The organism is Microbispora amethystogenes, from assembly GCF_016863015.1.
Lineage (GTDB): Bacteria > Actinomycetota > Actinomycetes > Streptosporangiales > Streptosporangiaceae > Microbispora > Microbispora amethystogenes.
Genome location: NZ_BOOB01000003.1, coordinates 64,354 through 83,328 on the forward strand (window position 1 = coordinate 64,354; position 18,975 = coordinate 83,328).

The window sequence follows — 18,975 nt, forward strand, 5'->3', positions numbered from 1 at the left end:
GGCTGACGCCCGGATCGCGAGAGGAGCGGTGGGTTCTTTGCACGATCACGCGGGGGAAGAGGAGGTCTCACCCGGCGGCGGCCGGCGGTGCGACCTGGTGGTGCGGTCGCGGCGGGTCGTGACCCCGGAGGGGGAGCGGGCGCTCGCCGTCGCCGTGCACGGGGGCCTGATCGAGGCCCTCTGCCCCTACGACGACCCGCCCGAGGCCGACGAGCTGGCCGACCTCGGCGACCTGCCGCTGCTGCCCGGGCTGGTCGACTCGCACGTACACGTCAACGAGCCCGGCCGCACCCACTGGGAGGGCTTCGCGACCGCCACCGCCGCGGCGGCGGCCGGGGGCGTCACCACCATCGTGGACATGCCGCTGAACTCGCTGCCGCCGACCCTGGACGTCGCCTCGCTGGAGGTCAAGCGGAAGGCCGCCGAGGGGCGGTGCCACGTGGACGTCGGCTTCTGGGGCGGCGCGGTCCCGGGAAACCTGCCCGACCTGCGCCCCCTGCACGAGGCCGGGGTCATGGGCGTCAAGTGCTTCCTGTCGCCGTCCGGGGTCGAGGAGTTCCCCGAGCTCGACCACGACGGGCTTCGGGCCGCGCTCGCGGAGGTGGCGGGCTTCGGCGGGCTGCTGATCGCGCACGCCGAGGACCCGGCGCTGCTGTCCGAGCCCGGCGGCCCGGCGTACGACGACTTCCTCAGGTCGCGCCCGCAGGAGGCCGAGCGGCGGGCCGTGGAGCGGGTGATCGCGCTGGCCGCCGAGACGGGCGCCAGGGCGCACATCGTGCACGTGTCGGCCGCCGCCTGCCTCGGGCCGCTCCGCGAGGCGCGGGCGGCCGGGGTGCGCGTCAGCGCCGAGACCTGCCCGCACTACCTGACCCTGGCGGCCGAGCAGGTCACCGGCCCGGCGTACAAGTGCTGCCCGCCGATCCGGGAGGCGGCCAACCGCGACGCGCTGTGGGAGGCGCTCGCCGAGGGGGTGCTGATGGGGATCGTCTCCGACCACTCCCCGTCGACGCCCGACCTCAAGGTGCCCGACTTCGCCGAGGCGTGGGGCGGGATCTCCTCCCTCCAGGTCGGCCTGCCCGCCGTGTGGACCGCCGCCCGCGCCCGCGGGTACGGCCTGACCGACGTCGTCCGCTGGATGGCCGAGGGCCCCGCCCGCCTCGCGGGCCTGCCGTACAAGGGGGCGATCAGGCCGGGCAACGACGCCGACCTGGTGGCCTTCGACCCCGACGCCGAGTTCACGGTCGACGTGGCGGCGCTGCACCACCGCAACCCCGTGTCGCCCTACCACGGGCGGCGCCTCTCCGGCCTCGTCCGCACCACCTGGCTGCGCGGCGCCCCCGTCGACCTCGCCGCTCCGGCCGGTCGCCTGCTGACCCGGGGAGCGCGGTGAACGCCTTCACCCGCCTGCCCGACCTCGCCCTCCGCACGTACGGCGGGTCGGTCGTGGCGGCCAACGACGAGTCGTTCGCCGAGCGGGAGGCCCTGATCAGGCCCGGACCCGCCGAGTTCCGGCCGCACACCTTCGGCGCGAAGGGCCAGGTCTACGACGGCTGGGAGACGCGCCGGCGGCGCGAGGCGGGTCATGACTGGGCGATCGTCCGCCTCGGCATGCCGGGAGTCATCCGGGGCGTCGTCGTCGACACCGCGTGGTTCCGCGGCAACTACCCGCCGTACGCCTCGGTGGAGGCGTGCGCGGCGGAGGGCCATCCGGCGCCGGAGGAACTGGACGGCTGGGTGGAGATCGTGCCGAAGAGCCCGCTCGGGGGCGACGCGGCCCACGAGTTCGCGGTGACCGATCCCCGCCGGTTCACGCACGTCCGGCTGAACATCTTCCCCGACGGCGGCGTCGCGCGGCTGCGGGTGCACGGCCGGGTCGTGCCCGACCCGGCGTTCCTGCGCGGGCTGACCGTCGACCTCGCCGCGCTGGAGAACGGCGGGCTCGTCACCGCGTGCTCGGACGAGTTCTACTCCTCGCCGAACAACGTCCTCGCGCCCGGGCTCGCCCGCAACCAGGCCGAGGGCTGGGAGACGGCCCGGCGGCGCGACGGAGGCAACGACTGGCTCGTGGTCGCCCTCGCCGGGCCCGGCCGGATCGCCGTGGCCGAGATCGACACCACCAACCTGAAGTTCAACGCCCCCGGCTGGGCCTCCCTCATGGGCGCCGACACCGGCCACGCCGCACGGACGCCGCCGGGCCTGGACACCGGCCAGTCGCCCGAGGACGACCGCCGAGCGCCCCTGGACGACGGCCGAGCGCTCCCGCCGGAGGGCGACGCCGGTCGAGCGCCGCTGCCGGACGACGCCGCCTGGTTCCCGCTGCTGCCGAAGACCCGGCTCCAACCGGACACCCGCCACCGCTTCCGCCTCGACGACGACCGCCGCGTCACCCACGTCCGCCTCGACATCTTCCCCGACGGCGGCCTCGCCCGCCTCCGCCTCCCCGGCACCCTCATCCCCTGAGCACCTGAGCCGGTGGAATCGCTGCGAACCGAGGACCCCACGAAGTAGGGTGACAAGACGATTTCGGAGGGTAGCGAAACGAGCACGGTTCGTTCTGCTACACTGGGACCATTACTCCCCGCCGTCCTCCGGGACTGGCGGGGCTTTTTCATGTGGGGGACGACCTCGTGGCCGAACGTGTCGCGGTTTTCCTGGACTTTTAGAACGTCCATCTGAGCGGGCACGGTCTCTTCGAAAGTTACGGTCTGCCGCCGTACAGATGCGTGCCCGATCCTGCCAGGATCGCCGACCTGATCGGTCAGCGGAGATCGCGCACGAGTGAGGTGACGGCGGTGCGGGTCTACCGGGGCCGTCCTGACCCCAACTATCAGCCGTTACCGGCAGCAGCCAACGATGCTCAGGCGGCGCGGTGGACACACGACCGCCGCGTCCAGATGATCCGACGGCAACTCAACTACCGCGGCTGGACGGATGGAACGCCTCCACAGGAGAAGGGCATCGATGTCGCCCTGGCCGTCGATCTCATCCACCTGGCGCTGCGGAGGCAGTACGACGCTCTGGTGCTGTTCTCGAGTGACACCGACCTTCTCCCAGCGGTGGAGACGATCAAGGGGTTGCGACTCGGGCACATCGAGGTGGCTTGCTGGTCGGGGTTCAAGCCTCTCCGGATCAAAGGCACCAATCTTCCCTACTGCCACTTCCTGAACAAGGACGACTGGGCAGCGGTCACTGAGGACTGGACTGACCGCATCTGAGGAGAGGCGGCGCGCGGAGATTCGCAGCGGCGGTGAGGTGGGGGTCAGTGCCAGATCGTGATGGTGGTGCCCTGGGGTTGCTGGCCGAGGGGGTTCTCGCCGACGACGCGCTGGGTGCCGACCAGCTCACGGACCTTGACCTTGAAGCCGGCCGCCTTCAGTTCGGACACCGCGTCCCGCACGGCCTTGAACCGCACGTCGGGCACGTTCACGAAGTCGGGCGCCGCCTGCGAGGGATCGGTCTCCCACGGCCAGTGGAAGCCCTGGTCCGGGCCGCGTGACACGGTCAGGTGCACGGTCGCCCCGGCCACCGTCTCCGCGCCGCCCGAGGGGTCCTGCGCGATCACGGTGCCCGGCGGGGCGTCGTCGGCCGTCTCGTCGATCTGGACGTTGAAGCCCTTGTCGCGCAGGAACTTCTCCGCCTGGTCGCGCATCATCTGCGTGACGTCCGGCATGAGCAGCCCGGCGCTGACCACGAAGTTGACCGCGCCGCCCTTCCTCACGCGCTTGCCCACCAGCGGGTTCGTACGGATGACCTGGTCACGCGGGATCGTCTCGCTCGCGCTCCGGCTGACCCGTCCGGGGGTCAGCCCGGCCTCGGCGATCTTGGCCCGGGCGTCCGCCAGGCTGAGGCCCTCGACCTTCGGCACCGGGATCGTCTCCGGGCCGGCCGACGGGATCAGCTTGAGCACCGCTCCCTTGACCGCCTCGGCGCCCGGCCCCGGCTCGGTGTTCAGGACGACGTCCTTGGGGACCTTGTCGTCGAACACCGGCTTGAGGACCTGCACCTCGAAACCGCGGCTCTGCGCCTCCTGCCGCGCGACCGTGAGGGGCTTGTTCACCAGGTCGGGCACCTTCGTGTAGCGGCCCTCGGAGAACCACCAGCCCGTGAAGGCGACGCCCGCGAGCATGACGAGGGCCAGCACGGCGAGGAACCAGACCGGTCTCGGCCGTGCCCTGCGGGTCCCGCGGCGCCCTCCCGCCTCCGCGGGGCCGGTCATGACGCCGGTCAGCAGGTCCGTACGCGGCTGGATCATCGTCTGGCCGAGCTGCGCGTGCGCGGCCGTGCCGGACGCGGGGGTCGCGCCCGCCGGGGCGACGGGCGCGCGGTGCGCCCCCGTTCCGGCGCCGCTGTGCGCGCCCGTCGGGGAGCCCCCCATGGAGTCGCCCGCGGAGCCCGGGCGGGTGTGCCCGCCGGTGTGCCCGGTCCTCGGCAGCGTGCGGTGGATCTCGACGGCGGCGACCAGCATGGCGGTCGCGTCCGCCGGGCGCCGGGCGGGGTCCTTGTCGGTGGCGGCCGTGACGAGCGCGTCGATCTGCGGCGGGATGCCGGGCACGACCGAGGACGGCGCGGGCACGGTCTCGTGCACGTGCCGGTAGGCGATCGACATCGGCGTCTCACCGGCGTACGGCGGCTGCCCGGTGAGCAGCTCGAACAGCATGATCCCGGCGGCGTACACGTCGCTGCGCGCGTCGGCGAGGCCGGTCGTGACCTGCTCGGGCGACATGTAGCCGATCGTGCCGATCATCATGCCGGTCTTGGTCTGGTTGGTGGCCTCGATCGCCCGGGCCAGGCCGAAGTCCACGACCTTCACCCGGCCGTCGTCGGCGAGCAGCACGTTCTCGGGCTTGACGTCCCGGTGGATCAGCCCCGCCTGGTGGGCCGCGCCGAGGGCGGCGAGCACCGGGATGACCATCTCCAGGGCCTCGCGCGCGGGGAGGCGGCCACGCTGGCGCAGGATGTCGCGCAGCGTCCTGCCGGGGACGTACTCCATCGACAGGTAGACGTTCGCCCCGTCGGTGCCCTGGTCGAAGACCTGCACGATGTTCGGGTGCGAGAGACTCGCCACCGACTTGGCCTCGCCGATGAACCGCTGGACGAACTGCGGGTCCTCGGCCAGCGAACGGTGCATCACCTTGACGGCGACCGTGCGGTCGAGCCGGACGTCCAGAGCCAGGTAGACGGAGGCCATGCCGCCCCGGGCGATCCGGGACTCGACGCGGTAGCGCCCGTCGAGCAGCTGCCCCACGAGCGGATCGGTTAGCGTCGTGTCCACCCGCCCGAGTTTACGGGTCATTTGCCGTCGGGCGTGTTCCCGAACCCCAAACCGAGACCTGGCCGGCTCGCTTTCGCGCGACCCGGAAAGCCGTCCCTCGTCCGAAAACCGGCCTTACCCGGCGCCCAATTGGGAAAGGCGCCGGTCAGGCGGGGCGGACGGGGGAGGACGCCTCGGCGTAGCGGCGGCGGGGGATGCGCCCGGCCAGGCGGGCGAGCCGTCCGGCCGTGACCGCCTGCCGCATGGCGGCGGCCATGAGGCCGGGCCGGTGCGCCCGCGTCACGGCGCTGGCGAGCAGCACGGCGTCGCAGCCCAGCTCCATCGCGAGCGCCGCGTCGCTGGCCGTGCCGATCCCCGCGTCGAGGATCACCGGCACCGTGGCCGCCTCGGCGATCAGCTCGATGCTGTGCGGGTTGCGGATGCCGAGACCCGAGCCGATCGGGGCGCCGAGCGGCATCACCGCCGCACACCCGGCGTCCTCCAGCCGGCGCGCCAGCGCGGGGTCGTCGCCGATGTACGGCAGCACGACGAAACCGTCGGCCACCAGCCGTTCCGCCGCGTCGAAGGTCTCGATCGGATCGGGCAGCAGGGTCCGCTCGTCGGCGATGACCTCCAGCTTGACCCAGTTGGTCTCCAGTGCGTCGCGGGCCAGCCGGGCGGTCAGCACGGCCTCGCCGGCCGTGAAGCAGCCGGCCGTGTTCGGCAGCACCTTGATGTCCCTCGCCCGCAGCAGGTCGAGCACCGAGCCGCGGGCGGCCGGGTCCAGCCTGCGCATCGCGACGGTGGTCAGCTCGGTGCCGGACGCCTCCAGCGCCTGGTCGAGCACCTCCAGCGACGGCGCGCCGCCGGTCCCCATGATCAGCCGCGAGGCGAACTTCTCCCCGCCGAGCACGAAGACGTCGCCGGAGGCGTCCTGTTCCGTCATTCCCGTCATCCTCCGTTCAACCACCCTGCACCGCGGTGAGCACCTCGACGCCGTCGCCGTCCTCCACCCGTGTGGAGTCCCAGGCGCCGCGGCTCACCACCTCGCCGTTGACCGCCACCGCGACGCCCGCCGTGAGCGCCGTGAGGGTCCGTACGGCGTCGCCCACCGTCGCCCCCTCCGGCAGCTCGGCCGGGCCTCCGTTGATCGTGACCTTCATGAGTGGAATCTCCCTGGGTCGCAGGACAGGGCGGCCTCCGGCACCGCGCCGCCGGTGAGGAGCGCGGCGACGGCCTCGGCGGTGACCGGGGCCAGCAGCACACCGTTCCGGCCGTGCCCGGTCGCCGCGAGGACGCCGGGGGGCCCGGCGGGGCCGATGAGCGGAAGGTTGTCCGGGGTCCCCGGGCGGAAGCCGACGGCCGTCTCGGCCAGTTCGAGCTCGGTGAGGCCGGGCACCAGCTCGCGGGCGTCGCGCAGCAGCTCGTACACCCCGCCGGCGGTGACCCGCGCGTCGTATCCCAGCTCCTCGGAGGTGGCGCCCAGGACGATCTCCCCGTCGCCCCGGGGGACGAGGTAGGCGGGGGAACCGTGCACCAGTCCCCGTACGCACCGGGTGAGGAACCCCCGGGGGCCCCGCAACCGGAGGATCTGCCCCTTGACCGGCCGTACGGGCAGGCCGGGGAGCAGGGCCGCCGACCACGATCCGGCGGCCACCACGACCCGGCCGGCCGGGACGGTCCCGCCGGACGCCAGCCGCACCGACGGGGAGCCCCGCCCGGGGAGGACGATCCCGGCGGCGCGCTCGGCCACCAGCGTGCCGCCCGCCTTCTCGAACGCGGTCAGCAGCGCGCGTACGAGCCTGCGGGGATCGACCCAGGCGTCGTCGCGGGCCAGCAGCCCGCCGCGCACCGAGGGGGACAGCATCGGCTCGAAGGAGCGGCACTCGCGCCCGGTGAGCCGTTCGACCCGCAGGCCGAGCGTGCGCTCGAAGGCCGCGAGGTCGTCGAGGACGGCCATGTCGTCCGCGCCGCGGGCGACCTCCAGCGTGCCCTCGGTGCGATAGTCGAGCTCGGCGCCGGACTCGTCCTCCAGCTCCGCCCGGAACGCCGGCCAGGCGGCCAGCGACGCCAGCCCGAGCCGCAGCAGCGGCTCCTCCGTGTAGGTCACCTCGCTGACCGGCGCGAGCATCCCGGCGGCGGCGTGGGTGGCGCCGCTTCCCGGCGCGGGGTCCACCACGGCCACGGAAAGGCCGCGCCGCGCCGTACGCCAGGCGGCGGCGAGGCCCGCCACGCCGCCTCCCACGATCACGACGTCGTGGCCGGGCTCTCTCCCGGAGGGCCGTGTGGAGGACACCGCGCTCCCTTCGCCGGCATTACCCGGATCAGGTGGTGGGCGGTCGAGAGCCGAACGCTCTCCTCTCAGCCCGGTCCGCCGGGCTCCCGCGCGTCTTACGCCCCACAGCGTAGTACGTGGCGGATACCGGCGGATCGCCCGGTTCGGCGCTTGAGCGGACGGGCGTGACCTGGCTCACAATCGGGGCTGCCCGGGATGTGCGCGCTCCTTGCCCAACTCGTTATGGGGAGCCCGTTGGCCAGGTCCCCTGTTGACAATCTATGGTCAAGGCGTGGATCACGTCGTGGTGGTGGGTGCCGGCCTGGCCGGCGTGCGAAGCATCGAGGCGCTGAGGTCCCGGGGGTTCACCGGGCGCATCACGCTCATCGGCGAGGAACACCATCGCCCCTATGACCGCCCGCCGCTGTCGAAGGCGGTGCTGCTCGGCGACGCCGACTCCACCGTGGTCGACTCCGACCTCGACGCCATGGACGTGCGGCTGTGCCTCGGCACGGCCGCCAAGGGCCTGCGGGACGGCGTGCTGGAGACGACCGAGGGCGAGCTGGAGTACGACGGCCTGGTCATCGCCACCGGCGCCACCCCGGTCCGGCTGCGGGGCGAGGGTCACCAGCACGTGCTGCGCACGATCGACGACGCGCTCGCGCTGCGCGAGCGGCTGGTGCCCGGCGCCCGCGTGGCCGTCGTCGGCGCGGGCTGGATCGGCGCCGAGGTCGCGACGGCGGCGGCCAAGGCGGGGTGCGCGGTGACGGTGGTGGAGGCGGGGGAGAGCCCGCTCGCCGCCGCGATCGGCCCGGCGGTCGGGTGTCACACGATCGGCTGGTACGCCCGGGCCGGCGTCGAGCTGCGCCTGGGCGCGATGGTCGGGACGGTGGACGCCGACGGGCTCACGCTCATGTCCGGCGCGCGGGTGCCCGCCGACGTGGTGGTCTCCGGCGTCGGGGTGCGCCCCTCCGTCCACTGGCTCAAGGGCTCGGCCGTACGGCTCGACAACGGCGTGCTCGTCGACGAGCACCTGCGCACGTCGCTGCCGAACGTGGTCGCGGTGGGCGACTGCGCCAACTGGTGGTCGCGCAGGTTCGGCGCCCGGCTGCGGGTCGAGCACTGGGACACCGCGCTCCAGGCCCCCGACACGGCCGCCGCCACGCTGCTGGGCGAGGAGGCGGTCTACGATCCGGTGCCGTACTTCTGGTCGGAGCAGTTCGACCACATGCTGCAGTTCGCCGGCCACCCGACCCCGGACGACCGGATGCTGCTGCGTGGCGACCCGCGGGCGGACGGGAAGTGGGCGGTGTGCTGGCTGACCCCGGAGGACCGGCTGGCCGCGGTGTTCACCGTGGACCGGCCGCGCGACGTGGTGCAGGGCCGCCGCCTGGTGGAGGGCGGCCGGAGGCTCGACCCCCGGCGGGTGGCCGATGCTGCCGTGCCGCTCCGCGACTGCATTATGGCGTAATCGAGGTGTTTCCCGGCGGCTCGCATGTGGTAATGGTGGTTCCGTGACGCTTACTGTTGCGCAGATCGACCGGGAGACCGACCAGCTCGTAGGGGAGTGGCTCCCACTTCCGCAGGCCGCCGAGAAGCTGGGGCTCAGCATCGGCCGCACCAAGCAGCTACTGAAGGACAAGAAGCTCGTCGGCGCCCGGCGGAGCGGAGGCGGCCAGCCGCAGATCCCGTCGGTGTTCGTCGCCCACGGCGACGTGCTCAAGGGCCTGCCCGGCACGCTCACCGTCCTGGCCGACGCCGGGTACGACGAGGTGGAGTCGATCCGCTGGTTGTTCACCCCCGACGACTCGTTGCCGGGGTCACCGATCGACGCGATCGTCAAGGGCCGGCACACCGAGGTCAAGCGCAGGGCCCAGGCGCTGGGCTTCTGACCGCCCGCCGCATGGCATTGTTGGTCGGGTGAACGACACCCGGCGACGGCTCGCGCAGGCCAGGCTCTACCTCTGCACCGACGGCAGGAGGGACCGCGGCGACCTCGAGGACTTCCTCGACGCGGTCCTGGCCGGCGGCGTGGACATCGTCCAGCTGCGGGAGAAGGGCCTGGAGGCCCGCGAGGAGCTGGGCCTGCTGGAGGTGTTCCGCGCGGCCTGCGACCGGCACGGCGCGCTGCTGGCGGTCAACGACCGGGCGGACGTCGCGTACGCCGCCCGGCCGGACATCCTGCACCTCGGTCAGGACGACCTGCCGGTCCCCGTGGCCCGGGAGATCCTGGGCTCCGGCGTGCTCGTCGGCAGGTCGACCCACTCGGCGGCCGAGGCGTCGGCCGCCGCGGTGGAGCCGGGCGTGGACTACTTCTGCTGCGGGCCGGTGTGGCCCACGCCGACCAAGCCGGGCCGTCCGGCGCCCGGCCCCGCGCTGCTGGAGCACGCCGCGAGCCTGGGCACCGACCGGCCGTGGTTCGGCATCGGCGGCATCGGCCCGGACAACCTCGACGAGGTGATGGCGCACGGCGTGCGCCGGGCGGTGGTCGTCAGGGCCGTCACCGAGGCCGAGGACCCCGGCGCCGCGGCCGCGGCTCTGAAGGCGCGCCTGTCGGCCGTCCCGCTGTGAGCCGGGCCGGTCAGGTGCGGCGGGAGGTGGCGGCGACGGCCAGGGCGGCCAGCGCGGCGCGGGCGTCCTCCTCGATCGGCGCCTGTTCGAGGGCGTGCATCGCCTCGTCCAGATAGCGCTTGATCATGTCCTCGCAGTCCGTCAGCGCGCCGGTCTCCTCGATCACCGTGCGCAGCGACGCGACCCCGTCGGCGTCGAGCCCGGGGTCGCCCAGCAGGGTCCGTACGACGTCCTGCTGGGCGGGGGTGGCCCCGGCGAGCGCCCGCGCGATGAGCACGGTCCGCTTGCCCTCGCGCAGGTCGTCCCCGGCGGGCTTGCCGGTCTCGGCCGGGTCGCCGAACACGCCGAGGATGTCGTCGCGGAGCTGGAAGGCGATGCCGACCCGCTGGCCGTACTGCACGCACAGGCGGTCGATCCAGGGGTGCCGGGCCTGGGCGGCGAGCACGAGCCCGAGCCGCAGCGGCTGCTCGACGGAATACTTACCGCTCTTGTAAAGGGCCACCCGCAGGGCGCTGTCGAAGGTGCTCTCACCCTGCGCCTGCTCCAGCAGGTCGAGATACTGCCCGCACATCAGCTCGGTGAGCATGTAGTCGTGCAGGGGCTGGGCCGCGGCGATCGCCCGGGGGTCGAGGCCGCTGCCGCGCCACATCTCGCCGGACCACACCAGCAGCAGGTTGCCCAGCAACACGGCCGAGCCCTCGCCGAACTGCCGCGCCGACCCGTGCCAGCCCGCGTCCGCGTGCATGCGCTCGAAGCGCCGGTGCGCCGAGGGCATGCCGCGGCGTACGTCGCTCGCGTCCATGACGTCGTCGTGGATCAGCGCACTGGCCTGGAGGAGTTCGAGCGACGCGGCGGCGAAGTGCAGGCCCGGCTCGTCGCCGCCCCCGGCGGCGCGCCAGCCCCAGTGGCAGAAGGCGGGGCGCAGTCGCTTGCCCCCGGCGAGGAAGTCCTCCGCGGCGGAGAGCAGGACGGCCAGGTGCGGGTCCTCGAAGTGTGGGCGCTGCCGGTCGAGGAACTCCCGGAGAACGCGGTCCACCTCCGTACGGATGTGGTCGAGCGAGGCGGCGGAAGTGGTCATGCATCAGAGGGTAACCGGGGCAGATCCCGACATCACAGCGCAGATCCCCTCTAAATTGGTCAGCTCGCGCTGTTAGGGCAAAACGTCCGTAAGGTCCGTTCAGTCGGCCGGTCCACATGGCAAGACCGCGAGGCCGGGGAGCGGCCCGCGCGGTAATCTTTCCCGTATGGCTCTCGGTCTGCCCTCGCGGCTCCCAGATCGCGTCCCGACGGTCCGCGAACTGCTGGCCGCGGGCGAGCGCTCGTTCTCGTTCGAGTTCATGCCGCCCAAGACCGACGAGGGGGAGCGCCAGCTGTGGCGCGCGATCCGCGAGCTGGAGGCGCTGCGGCCGACGTTCGTCTCCGTCACCTACGGCGCCGGCGGCTCGACCCGCGACCGCACCGTGGACATCGTCGAGCGGCTGGCCCACGAGACGACGCTGACGCCCGTGGCCCACTTCACCGCCGTCGACCATTCCATCCGTGAGCTGCGCCACCTCGTCGGCCGGTTCGCCGACGCCGGGGTGCGCAACATCCTCGCCGTGCGCGGCGACCCGCGCGGCGGCAACCCGCTGGACGAGTGGGTCAGGCACCCCGAGGGCGTCCTGTACGCCGAGGACCTGGTGCGGCTGATCCGCCAGGCGGGCGACTTCTGCGTGGGGGTGGCGGCCTTCCCGTACAAGCACCCGAGGTCGGCCACGATCGAGTCGGACACGAACTACTTCGTGCAGAAGTGCCGGGCCGGGGCCGACTACGCGATCACCCAGATGTTCTTCCGCGCGGAGGACTACCTGCGGCTGCGCGACCGTGTGGCGGCCCAGGGGTGCGACACGCCGATCATCCCGGGCGTCATGCCCGTGACGCAGATGAGCACGATCGCCCGGTCCGAGCAGCTGTCCGGCGCGCCGTTCCCGCCGGAGGTGGCCGAGCGGTTCGCGGCCGTCGCCGACGATCCGGTGGCGGTCCGCCGCCTGGGGATCGAGCACGCCGCCGAGATGTGCCAGACGCTCCTGGACGAGGGCGCCCCCGGCATCCACTTCATCACCTTCAACCGGTCGAGCGCGACCCGCGAGGTGTTCAAGGCGCTGCACGGCGTGCCCGCCGTCGCGGGCTGACCCGCCCGCTCAGTCCTTCGGGAACGGCGCGGGGCCGGGCAACGGCAGCCGCACCCCGGCGATGACGTACTCCTCGTAGCCGCCGGGGAACACGAACCGGGTCATCAGATCGGCGAAGCCCACATCACGGTAGAGATGGCGGGCGGCCGTGGGGGCGTCGTGCGTGGACAGCACGGCGGTGCGCTCCGGGCGGCCCTCGCACAGCGCGTGGATCATGCGCCGCCCGACGCCCTTGCCCTGATACTCGGGGCGCACGTGGATCTCGGCGATCTCCAGGGCGTCGCCGAACCACTCGTCGGCCACCACCGGGCCCGCCCGGTCCTGCAGGCCCCCACGGACGACGTCGTGCCACCACTGTCCGGGGCCGCCGTGGAAGCCGTACGCGAAGCCGGCGATGCCCGGGCCCTGCGGGTCCTCGGCGAGGACGCAGGCGAAGTCGGGATAGGCGGCGTGGTTGCGCATTATCGCCATGCGGCCCGCGAGCTGGTCCGACGGCGGCCGCATGGCGTCCGTGTAGATCTCCAGCACGGTGTCCAGCACCGCCCTGAACGTGTCGGGCCCCACCCGGCGCAGTCGGATCACCCGTCGCACACTAGCAAAGCGGCCCGAGGCCGGTCGCGGACGTCACCCGACCTCGGCGGGCGTGCCCCCGGTGATCCGTACGAGCTCGTCGAAGGACGTGGGGAAGACCGAGTGGGGATGCCCGGCGGCGGCCCACACGACCTCGTGCTTGCCCAGCCAGGTGTCCACCAGTGTCCGCACGGGCGCGGGGTGCCCGACGGGGGCCACGCCGCCGATGGGCTGCCCGGTGTGCTCGCGGACGAACTCCGGCGTGGCCCTGCGCACCTTCGCGGCTCCGACGAGCCGCGCGATCAGATCGGTGTTCACGCGGTGGGCCCCGCTGGTCAGCACCAGCAGCGGCGTGCCGTCCGCGTCGAAGATCAGGCTGTTGGCGATCGCGCCGATCTCGCAGCCGAGCTGGGCCGCCGCCGTGGCGGCCGTCGGCGCGGCGTCGTCCAGCACGACGACCTCACCGGTCACCTGCCGGTCCCGCAGGGCCTGCTCGACTCGGACGACGTTGGGATGCAACTTTTCCGGCACCCGGCCACTCTAAACGGATTGCCAGGACAGACGCGGCCGATTATCGCCACTTGTGATCACACGGCTCGCAATCGGACCGTAAGGTGAGTCCTTTGTTCGGAATCAGGCTTATGAGGGGTTGGTCATGATGAGAGGTCGACGGCGGCCGGCCGTGGCCGTGCTCGCCGCCGTGGGAGCCGTCGTGGGGGCCGCGGCGTTCGCGACGGCCGGGGTCGCCGGCCCGGCGCGGGCCACCGCGGTTCCGGCGGGAGCCGTGACGTACGCGACGGCCGGTCTCACCGGTGCGGCGCCGGCGGGTGCGGCGCGAACGCTCACGGTACCGGCGGCCGGGACGCGGGGAGCGCTGCCCGGACGGGCCGGATACCCGCCGTTCGAGGCGCCGGGGAAGACGCTCAAGCTCGGCGCCAAGGGCGGCGCGGTGAAGGCGCTGCAAGTGCGGCTCAAGGAACTCGGCTACATGCCCGGCAGCGCCGACGGCCGCTACGGCGGGGCCACGCTGACGGCGCTCTGGGCGTTCCAGAAGGTGCAGGGCATCACGCCGACCAGCACGGTCGCCGCCCGCACCTGGAGGGCGCTGGAGAACCCCCGCGCGCCCCGGGTCCTCGTGCCCCGCGGAAAGGCCACCCGGGTCGAGGTGGACCTGACCAAACAGGTGATGGTTCTGTATCGTTCCGGCGTCCCGGTGCTGATCAGTCACATCTCCAGCGGCAGCGGCGTTCCCTACACCGAGTACGCCGTGTGGAACGGCAAGAGGCAGGTGTTCTCCGGCAGCGCCCGCACGCCGACCGGCGACTACAAGACCACGTGGCGGGCCAGGGGCTGGCACCGGTCCTACCTGGGGCAGCTCTACAACCCGATCTTCTTCAACGGCGGCATCGCCCTCCACGGCGCGTTGTCGGTGCCGCTCTACCCGGCGTCGCACGGCTGCGTGCGGCTGCCGATGAACGTCGCCGAGATCCTGCCGGGCATGCTCGGCAAGGGTGTTCCCGTGCACGTCAGAGGTGCTTTCCGGCGATAGCCCGCTGATGGGAGGGCCCCGCGCGACGCGATCGCGCGGGGCCCTTCGTCGTACGTGCCCCCGCCAGTCCTCGAACCCTTGTTCGTTGACAGTCTTGACAGCAGCCATGATCGAATCTATGTTCGATGGAGTGGGCGCGGGACTCGCGGCCTGCGCCCACACCGTCGGATCCGTGCCTACGTCGTCGGCGGAGACGGATGCGGCACGGCCCGCGGCGTGGGCCGGACGGGGAGAGGGGAAGCTCCTCGTCCGGCCGCCCACGGGAGCGTGAGAAGGCGTGTGGTCCCGGTGGTGCCCGGGATTACGCGGCCGAGCGAAATTGTCGGTGCTGTCTGCGACTGTGAAGTCACCGGTGGAATTCGCCGGATGCCACGACTCAAGGAGGCGGGCATGACTGAAGAGAACGGTGATCAGCGGACCGGGCCCCGGCTTCCGCAGGCGGTCCTGGCGCGTCTCGCGGACGCCAGGGCGTGCCTCGCGGACGCCACGGTCGGGACCACGCCCGCGGACCGCTACGTGGCGGCCCATCTCGCGGCGCTGCGCGCGGCCGCCGGGATCCTCGCCGCGCGCCCCCGTCCGATGGACGGACGCAGGCGGCGGCTGCGCAGCGCCTGGGAGCTGCTTCCCGAGGCCGAGCCGAAGCTCGCGGACTGGGCGGCCTACTTCGCGATGAGCGCGACCAAGCGAGCGGCGGTCGAGGCCGGAATGGTCCGGGCCGTCACTCAGAACGACGCAGACGAGATCATAGCGGAAGCGGACAGGTTCGTCGGCGAGGTCGAGTCGATCCTCGGCCTGCCCGGCCGCCCCACCCTCCCGATGGCCGGCTGACGGCGTCAGGCCGGATCGCGCTCCAGAGGGCAGCTCATGCAGCGGGGCCCGCCCCGTCCCCGGCCGAGTTCGCTGCCGCGGATCGGGATGACCTCGATGCCGTGCCGGCGCAGGTGGTTGTTGGTCGTGGTGTTGCGCTCGTAGGCGACGACCACTCCCGGCTCCAGGGCCAGCACGTTGCAGCCGTCGTCCCACTGCTCGCGCTCGGCCGCGTGCACGTCCTGCGTCGGCGTGAGGACCTTGATGTCGTCCAGGCCGAGGGCCCGCGCGATCGCCCGGTGCATGTCCTCGGGCGGATGGTCGGTGACCTTCAGCTCCTTGTCGGTGTCGCCCGGCTCCACCGTGTACGACGGCAGCATGCCGAGCCCGGCGTACTTCGTGAACACCCCCACGTCGACGTTGGTCATCACGGTGTCGAGGTGCATGAACGCGCGGGTCTTGGGGAGGTCGAGCGCCACGATGCGGGTCGCCGCGCCCGCGCGGAAGAGGTTCGTCGCGAGCATCTCGACCGCCTGCGGCTGGGTGCGCTCGCTCATCCCGACGAGCACGACGCCGTCGCCGAGCACCAGCACGTCGCCGCCCTCGATGGTGGCCGGGGCCATGCGGGTGCCGTCGTACCAGACGTCGAACCCCCCGCCGGACGGGTCGCCGTAGCCCGGGGCGAACATCGGGTGCCACCGGTAGACCGCCTCGAAGTTGAGGGTCTCGCGCCTGCGCGCCTTCTTGCGCATGGCGTTGATGGACACCCCGCCGTACACCCAGCAGGAGGTGTCGCGGGCGAACAGGTGGTTCGGCAGCGGCGGGAGGACGAAGTCGTCCAGGCCGAGGGCGTGGAAGACGACCGACCCCGGGTCGCAGCCCAGCTCCCTGATCTCGCGCTTGGTGATCCCGCCGGTCAGGTACGGCGCGAGTGTGGCGCCGTCGAGGGCGTCCAGCGTGTTGCGGATCGCGTCGGCGGCGAGTGGGCCGAACCAGTGCTCGTCGACGCTGCCGTCGAGGATGTGCTTGCGCGCATCGGGGACCTCGATCACCTCCCGGAGGAGGTCGCCGAGGTGGTGCACCGTGACGCCGCGCGCGGTGAGCACCTCGCACCACTCACGGTGCTCCTCCAGCGCGCGCTGCACCCAGAGCACGTCGTCGAAGAGCAGGCCGTCCTTGTTGCCGGGGGTGAGCCGCTTGAGCGCCAGTTCGGGGATGTCGACCAGGACCTGGCGGAGCCTGCCCACCTCCGAGCCCACGAAGAAAGTCATGTCCTGTCCTATCCCCGTATGACAGGAATCACTCGTGACGCGGCTCCCCGGCGCGGAGGGGACCGACGGGGGCCGCCGCGGCGGCCCGGCGGCCGGAAGGAGCGGTCAGAAGGACTCGACGGCGCGGCGGGCCTCGGCGTCGAGCACGCCCCAGTTGATGAACTCCTCGGTCAGCTCGACGGGCGACTTGTCGTAGATGACCGCCAGCGAGCGCAGGTCCTCCTGCCGGATGGACAGCACCTTGCCGTTGTAGTCACCCCGCTGGCTCTGGATCGTGGCCGCGTAGCGGGCCAGCGGACCGGCCTTGTCCTTCGGCAGCTGCGACAGCCGCTCCAGGTCGATGACCAGCTTGGGAGCCGGCGCGAGCGGGCTGGGCGCGGCCCCGCCGGGCAGCAACTCGGAGACGGGCACCCCGTAGAAGTCCGCGAGCTCGGCGAGCTTCTGCACGGTCACCGCACGGTCGCCCCGCTCGTAGGAGCCCACGACGACGGCCTTCCACCGGCCGCGGGACTTCTCTTCGACACCGTGCAGGGACAACCCCTGCTGGGTCCGGATGGCGCGCAGGCGCGCGCCCAGCGACTTGGCGTAGTCAGACGGCATCGTGTGGCCCCCGGCTTTCTATGTCTCTTCTCACTTGATTGTGCGTCCTTGTCCTAAGCGTTCCGAACACCGGGGCTGGCACCGGGACTGGCACTGGGCCCGGCACCTTCGGTGACCGCTGCGTCGGGTTTTACCCAGGAAGGTCGCGTGTTGTGGTTACGGACAGTGACGGTAAAGCCGACACTCCCAAAGGTCAAGCTGATTGGAAAAAAGAGCGCCAAACAGTGCTCTCACCGAAATCCCCGACACCCGATGTGATGCGGCTTCCGATCCGTCGAGGGCCGGGGGCGGGCGTCGCCCTCCCGTCGCATCACCCCTGGCGGGAGGGGGGATGACGGAGGGCCCTGATACTCTATGCAGACCTGACACCCTTTTAAGACCCGTCCCGTGAGGCGGGAAAGGTGGTGACTTTTTCATGTCCGATGCCCAAAATCAGGCCCGTGCCGTCCTGGAGGGGCCCGACATCCACCGGGCGCTCACGCGGATCGCGCACGAGATCCTGGAGCGGACGAGAGGCGCCGAGAGCGTCGTCCTGCTCGGCATCCCCACCCGCGGCGCCACCCTGGCCCACCGGATCGCCGGCCGGATCGCGCAGTTCGAGGGGATCAAGGTCCCCGTCGGCGCGATCGACATCACGATGTACCGCGACGACCTCCGCCTGCGCCCGGCGCGCCCGCTCGGCCGCACCGAGCTTCCCCCGGACGGCGTGGACGGCAGGACCGTCGTCCTCGTGGACGACGTCCTCTTCTCCGGGCGCACGGTGCGCGCCGCGCTCGACGCGCTGAACGACGTCGGCAGGCCCCGGGCGGTCCAGCTCGCGACGCTGGTGGACCGCGGCCACCGGGAGCTGCCGATCCGCGCCGACTACGTCGGCAAGAACCTGCCGACCTCCAAGAGCGAGAAGGTCAAGGTCTTCCTGCAGGAGACGGACGGGCGCGACGCGGTCGTGCTCATCAAGGGGGACGACCGATGAAGTCGCACCTGCTCTCGACCGGCGACCTCAGCCGCGACGACGCCCTCCTCATCCTCGACACGGCGGAGGAGCTGGCCCGGGTCTCGCAGCGGTCGATCAAGAAACTGCCGACGCTGCGCGGCCGGACGGTGGTGAACCTCTTCTTCGAGGACTCCACCCGGACCCGCATCTCCTTCGAGGCCGCGGCCAAGCGCCTGTCGGCCGATGTGATCAACTTCTCGGCCAAGGGGTCGAGCGTGTCCAAGGGCGAGTCGCTGAAGGACACCGCGCTCACCCTGGAGGCCATGGGCGCCGACGCCGTGGTGATCCGGCACAGCGCCTCGGGCGCGCCGCACCGCCTGGCCAACTGGGTGCGCGGCAGCGTGGTGAACGCCGGCGACGGCACCCACGAGCATCCGACGCAGGCGCTGCTCGACGCGTTCAGCATCCGCCGCAGGCTCGGCCGGCTCGACGGACTGAAGATCTCGATCGTCGGCGACGTGCTGCACAGCCGGGTCGCCCGGTCGAACGTGCTGCTGCTGCACACGCTCGGCGCCGAGGTCACTCTGGTCGCGCCGCCGACCCTGCTGCCGGTGGCGGTCGAGAGCTGGCCCTGCCAGGTCTCGTACGACCTCGACGCGGTGCTGCCGAAGTCGGACGTCGTGATGATGCTGCGGGTCCAGCTCGAACGGATGAACGCGGCCTACTTCCCCTCGGCGCGGGAGTACAGCCGCCGCTACGGCCTCGACCGCGACCGCTTCGCCCGCCTGCACGACGACGCGATCGTCATGCACCCCGGGCCGATGAACCGCGGCATGGAGATCTCCGCGGAGGTCGCCGACTCGCCGCGCTCGACGATCGTCGAGCAGGTCGGCAACGGCGTGACGGTCCGGATGGCCGTCCTCTATCTGCTGCTCGGCGGTTCCGAGCCCGCCATCGGAGGTGCCGAATGAGCGCG

The 18,975-nt window shown here is 72.4% G+C and carries 20 protein-coding genes and 1 riboswitch; of the genes, 11 read left to right on the forward strand and 9 right to left on the reverse strand.

Annotation, left to right across the window (positions count from 1 at the left end):
* The first annotated feature begins 28 nt into the window (after positions 1-28).
* From allB to Mam01_RS01505, 3 genes are all read left to right on the forward strand, one after another.
* Positions 29-1,390: an allantoinase AllB gene (gene allB / locus Mam01_RS01495; protein WP_373868671.1), complete on the forward strand. Its 1,362-nt coding sequence runs from the start codon at positions 29-31 to the stop codon at positions 1,388-1,390.
* Positions 1,387-2,460, forward strand: a complete 1,074-nt coding sequence (gene alc, locus Mam01_RS01500) for an allantoicase (protein ID WP_204283549.1) — start codon at positions 1,387-1,389, stop codon at positions 2,458-2,460. The genes allB and alc overlap by 4 nt, the downstream gene beginning before the upstream one ends.
* A gap of 263 nt (positions 2,461-2,723) precedes the next feature.
* Complete coding sequence (locus Mam01_RS01505; protein ID WP_204283551.1) at positions 2,724-3,215, forward strand: NYN domain-containing protein; 492 nt, start codon at positions 2,724-2,726, stop codon at positions 3,213-3,215.
* Positions 3,216-3,259: 44 nt separating this feature from the next.
* Here the strand turns inward: Mam01_RS01505 and pknB are convergent, their stop codons facing one another.
* The 4 genes from pknB to thiO all read right to left on the reverse strand — a co-directional run bounded on the left by pknB (position 3,260) and on the right by thiO (position 7,547).
* Positions 3,260-5,272, reverse strand: a complete 2,013-nt coding sequence (pknB, locus tag Mam01_RS01510; protein WP_204283553.1) for a Stk1 family PASTA domain-containing Ser/Thr kinase — start codon at positions 5,270-5,272, stop codon at positions 3,260-3,262.
* 145 nt (positions 5,273-5,417) lie between these two features.
* Positions 5,418-6,206, reverse strand: coding sequence for a thiazole synthase (locus tag Mam01_RS01515; protein ID WP_373868672.1), 789 nt, complete (start codon positions 6,204-6,206; stop codon positions 5,418-5,420).
* Positions 6,207-6,213: 7 nt separating this feature from the next.
* Positions 6,214-6,414 carry a sulfur carrier protein ThiS gene (thiS, locus tag Mam01_RS01520; RefSeq protein WP_204283556.1) on the reverse strand — a complete coding sequence of 67 codons (201 nt, stop codon included), beginning with the start codon at positions 6,412-6,414 and terminating at the stop codon, positions 6,214-6,216.
* Positions 6,411-7,547, reverse strand: a complete 1,137-nt coding sequence (gene thiO / locus Mam01_RS01525) for a glycine oxidase ThiO (protein WP_204283558.1) — start codon at positions 7,545-7,547, stop codon at positions 6,411-6,413. Before thiO ends, thiS begins: the two co-directional genes overlap by 4 nt.
* Positions 7,536-7,645, reverse strand: a riboswitch (TPP riboswitch). Its footprint overlaps the gene before it by 12 nt.
* Positions 7,646-7,818: 173 nt before the next feature.
* Here thiO and Mam01_RS01530 point away from each other — a divergent pair.
* The 3 genes from Mam01_RS01530 to thiE are packed head-to-tail and all read left to right on the forward strand — an operon-like array spanning position 7,819 to position 10,097.
* On the forward strand, positions 7,819-8,997 hold the full coding sequence (locus Mam01_RS01530; RefSeq protein WP_204283560.1) for an NAD(P)/FAD-dependent oxidoreductase: 1,179 nt from the start codon (positions 7,819-7,821) through the stop codon (positions 8,995-8,997).
* 43 nt (positions 8,998-9,040) lie between these two features.
* Complete coding sequence (locus Mam01_RS01535; RefSeq protein ID WP_150933024.1) at positions 9,041-9,418, forward strand: Rv2175c family DNA-binding protein; 378 nt, start codon at positions 9,041-9,043, stop codon at positions 9,416-9,418.
* Positions 9,419-9,446: 28 nt separating this feature from the next.
* Entirely contained in the window at positions 9,447-10,097 is a 651-nt protein-coding gene (gene thiE, locus Mam01_RS01540; protein ID WP_150933025.1) for a thiamine phosphate synthase, read from the forward strand.
* Between the two features lie 10 nt (positions 10,098-10,107).
* Here the strand turns inward: thiE and Mam01_RS01545 are convergent, their stop codons facing one another.
* The gene (locus Mam01_RS01545; RefSeq protein ID WP_204283564.1) at positions 10,108-11,175 is read right to left on the reverse strand and encodes a polyprenyl synthetase family protein; all 1,068 of its coding nucleotides are present in this window, start codon (positions 11,173-11,175) and stop codon (positions 10,108-10,110) included.
* A 166-nt stretch (positions 11,176-11,341) separates the two neighbouring features.
* On the opposite strand from Mam01_RS01545, the gene metF reads away from it, so the two are divergent.
* Positions 11,342-12,268 (forward strand): methylenetetrahydrofolate reductase [NAD(P)H], encoded by a 927-nt coding sequence (gene metF / locus Mam01_RS01550; protein ID WP_204283565.1) that lies wholly within the window; start codon positions 11,342-11,344, stop codon positions 12,266-12,268.
* A gap of 9 nt (positions 12,269-12,277) precedes the next feature.
* Here the strand turns inward: metF and Mam01_RS01555 are convergent, their stop codons facing one another.
* Both Mam01_RS01555 and Mam01_RS01560 read right to left on the reverse strand, forming a co-directional pair.
* Positions 12,278-12,850: a GNAT family N-acetyltransferase gene (locus Mam01_RS01555; RefSeq protein ID WP_150933028.1), complete on the reverse strand. Its 573-nt coding sequence runs from the start codon at positions 12,848-12,850 to the stop codon at positions 12,278-12,280.
* Positions 12,851-12,892: 42 nt separating this feature from the next.
* Entirely contained in the window at positions 12,893-13,369 is a 477-nt protein-coding gene (locus Mam01_RS01560; RefSeq protein ID WP_239100951.1) for a YbaK/EbsC family protein, read from the reverse strand.
* A gap of 124 nt (positions 13,370-13,493) precedes the next feature.
* Here Mam01_RS01560 and Mam01_RS01565 point away from each other — a divergent pair, with 124 nt between their 5' ends.
* Both Mam01_RS01565 and Mam01_RS01570 read left to right on the forward strand, forming a co-directional pair.
* Entirely contained in the window at positions 13,494-14,387 is an 894-nt protein-coding gene (locus tag Mam01_RS01565; RefSeq protein ID WP_239100952.1) for a L,D-transpeptidase family protein, read from the forward strand.
* Positions 14,388-14,777: 390 nt separating this feature from the next.
* Positions 14,778-15,215: an SAV_6107 family HEPN domain-containing protein gene (locus tag Mam01_RS01570; protein ID WP_204283567.1), complete on the forward strand. Its 438-nt coding sequence runs from the start codon at positions 14,778-14,780 to the stop codon at positions 15,213-15,215.
* 5 nt (positions 15,216-15,220) lie between these two features.
* On the opposite strand, the gene Mam01_RS01575 is transcribed toward Mam01_RS01570, so the two are convergent.
* Complete coding sequence (locus Mam01_RS01575; protein WP_204283569.1) at positions 15,221-16,465, reverse strand: arginine deiminase; 1,245 nt, start codon at positions 16,463-16,465, stop codon at positions 15,221-15,223.
* A gap of 105 nt (positions 16,466-16,570) precedes the next feature.
* Positions 16,571-17,065 carry a transcriptional regulator BldD gene (gene bldD / locus Mam01_RS01580; RefSeq protein ID WP_117408562.1) on the reverse strand — a complete coding sequence of 165 codons (495 nt, stop codon included), beginning with the start codon at positions 17,063-17,065 and terminating at the stop codon, positions 16,571-16,573.
* A 415-nt stretch (positions 17,066-17,480) separates the two neighbouring features.
* On the opposite strand from bldD, the gene pyrR reads away from it, so the two are divergent.
* Together pyrR and Mam01_RS01590 are read left to right on the forward strand one after the other, a co-directional pair.
* A complete protein-coding gene (pyrR, locus tag Mam01_RS01585) occupies positions 17,481-18,038 on the forward strand; it encodes a bifunctional pyr operon transcriptional regulator/uracil phosphoribosyltransferase PyrR (protein ID WP_150933032.1) in 558 nt (185 codons plus the stop codon).
* On the forward strand, positions 18,035-18,970 hold the full coding sequence (locus Mam01_RS01590) for an aspartate carbamoyltransferase catalytic subunit (protein ID WP_150933033.1): 936 nt from the start codon (positions 18,035-18,037) through the stop codon (positions 18,968-18,970). Before pyrR ends, Mam01_RS01590 begins: the two co-directional genes overlap by 4 nt.
* Positions 18,971-18,975 lie beyond the last annotated feature (5 nt).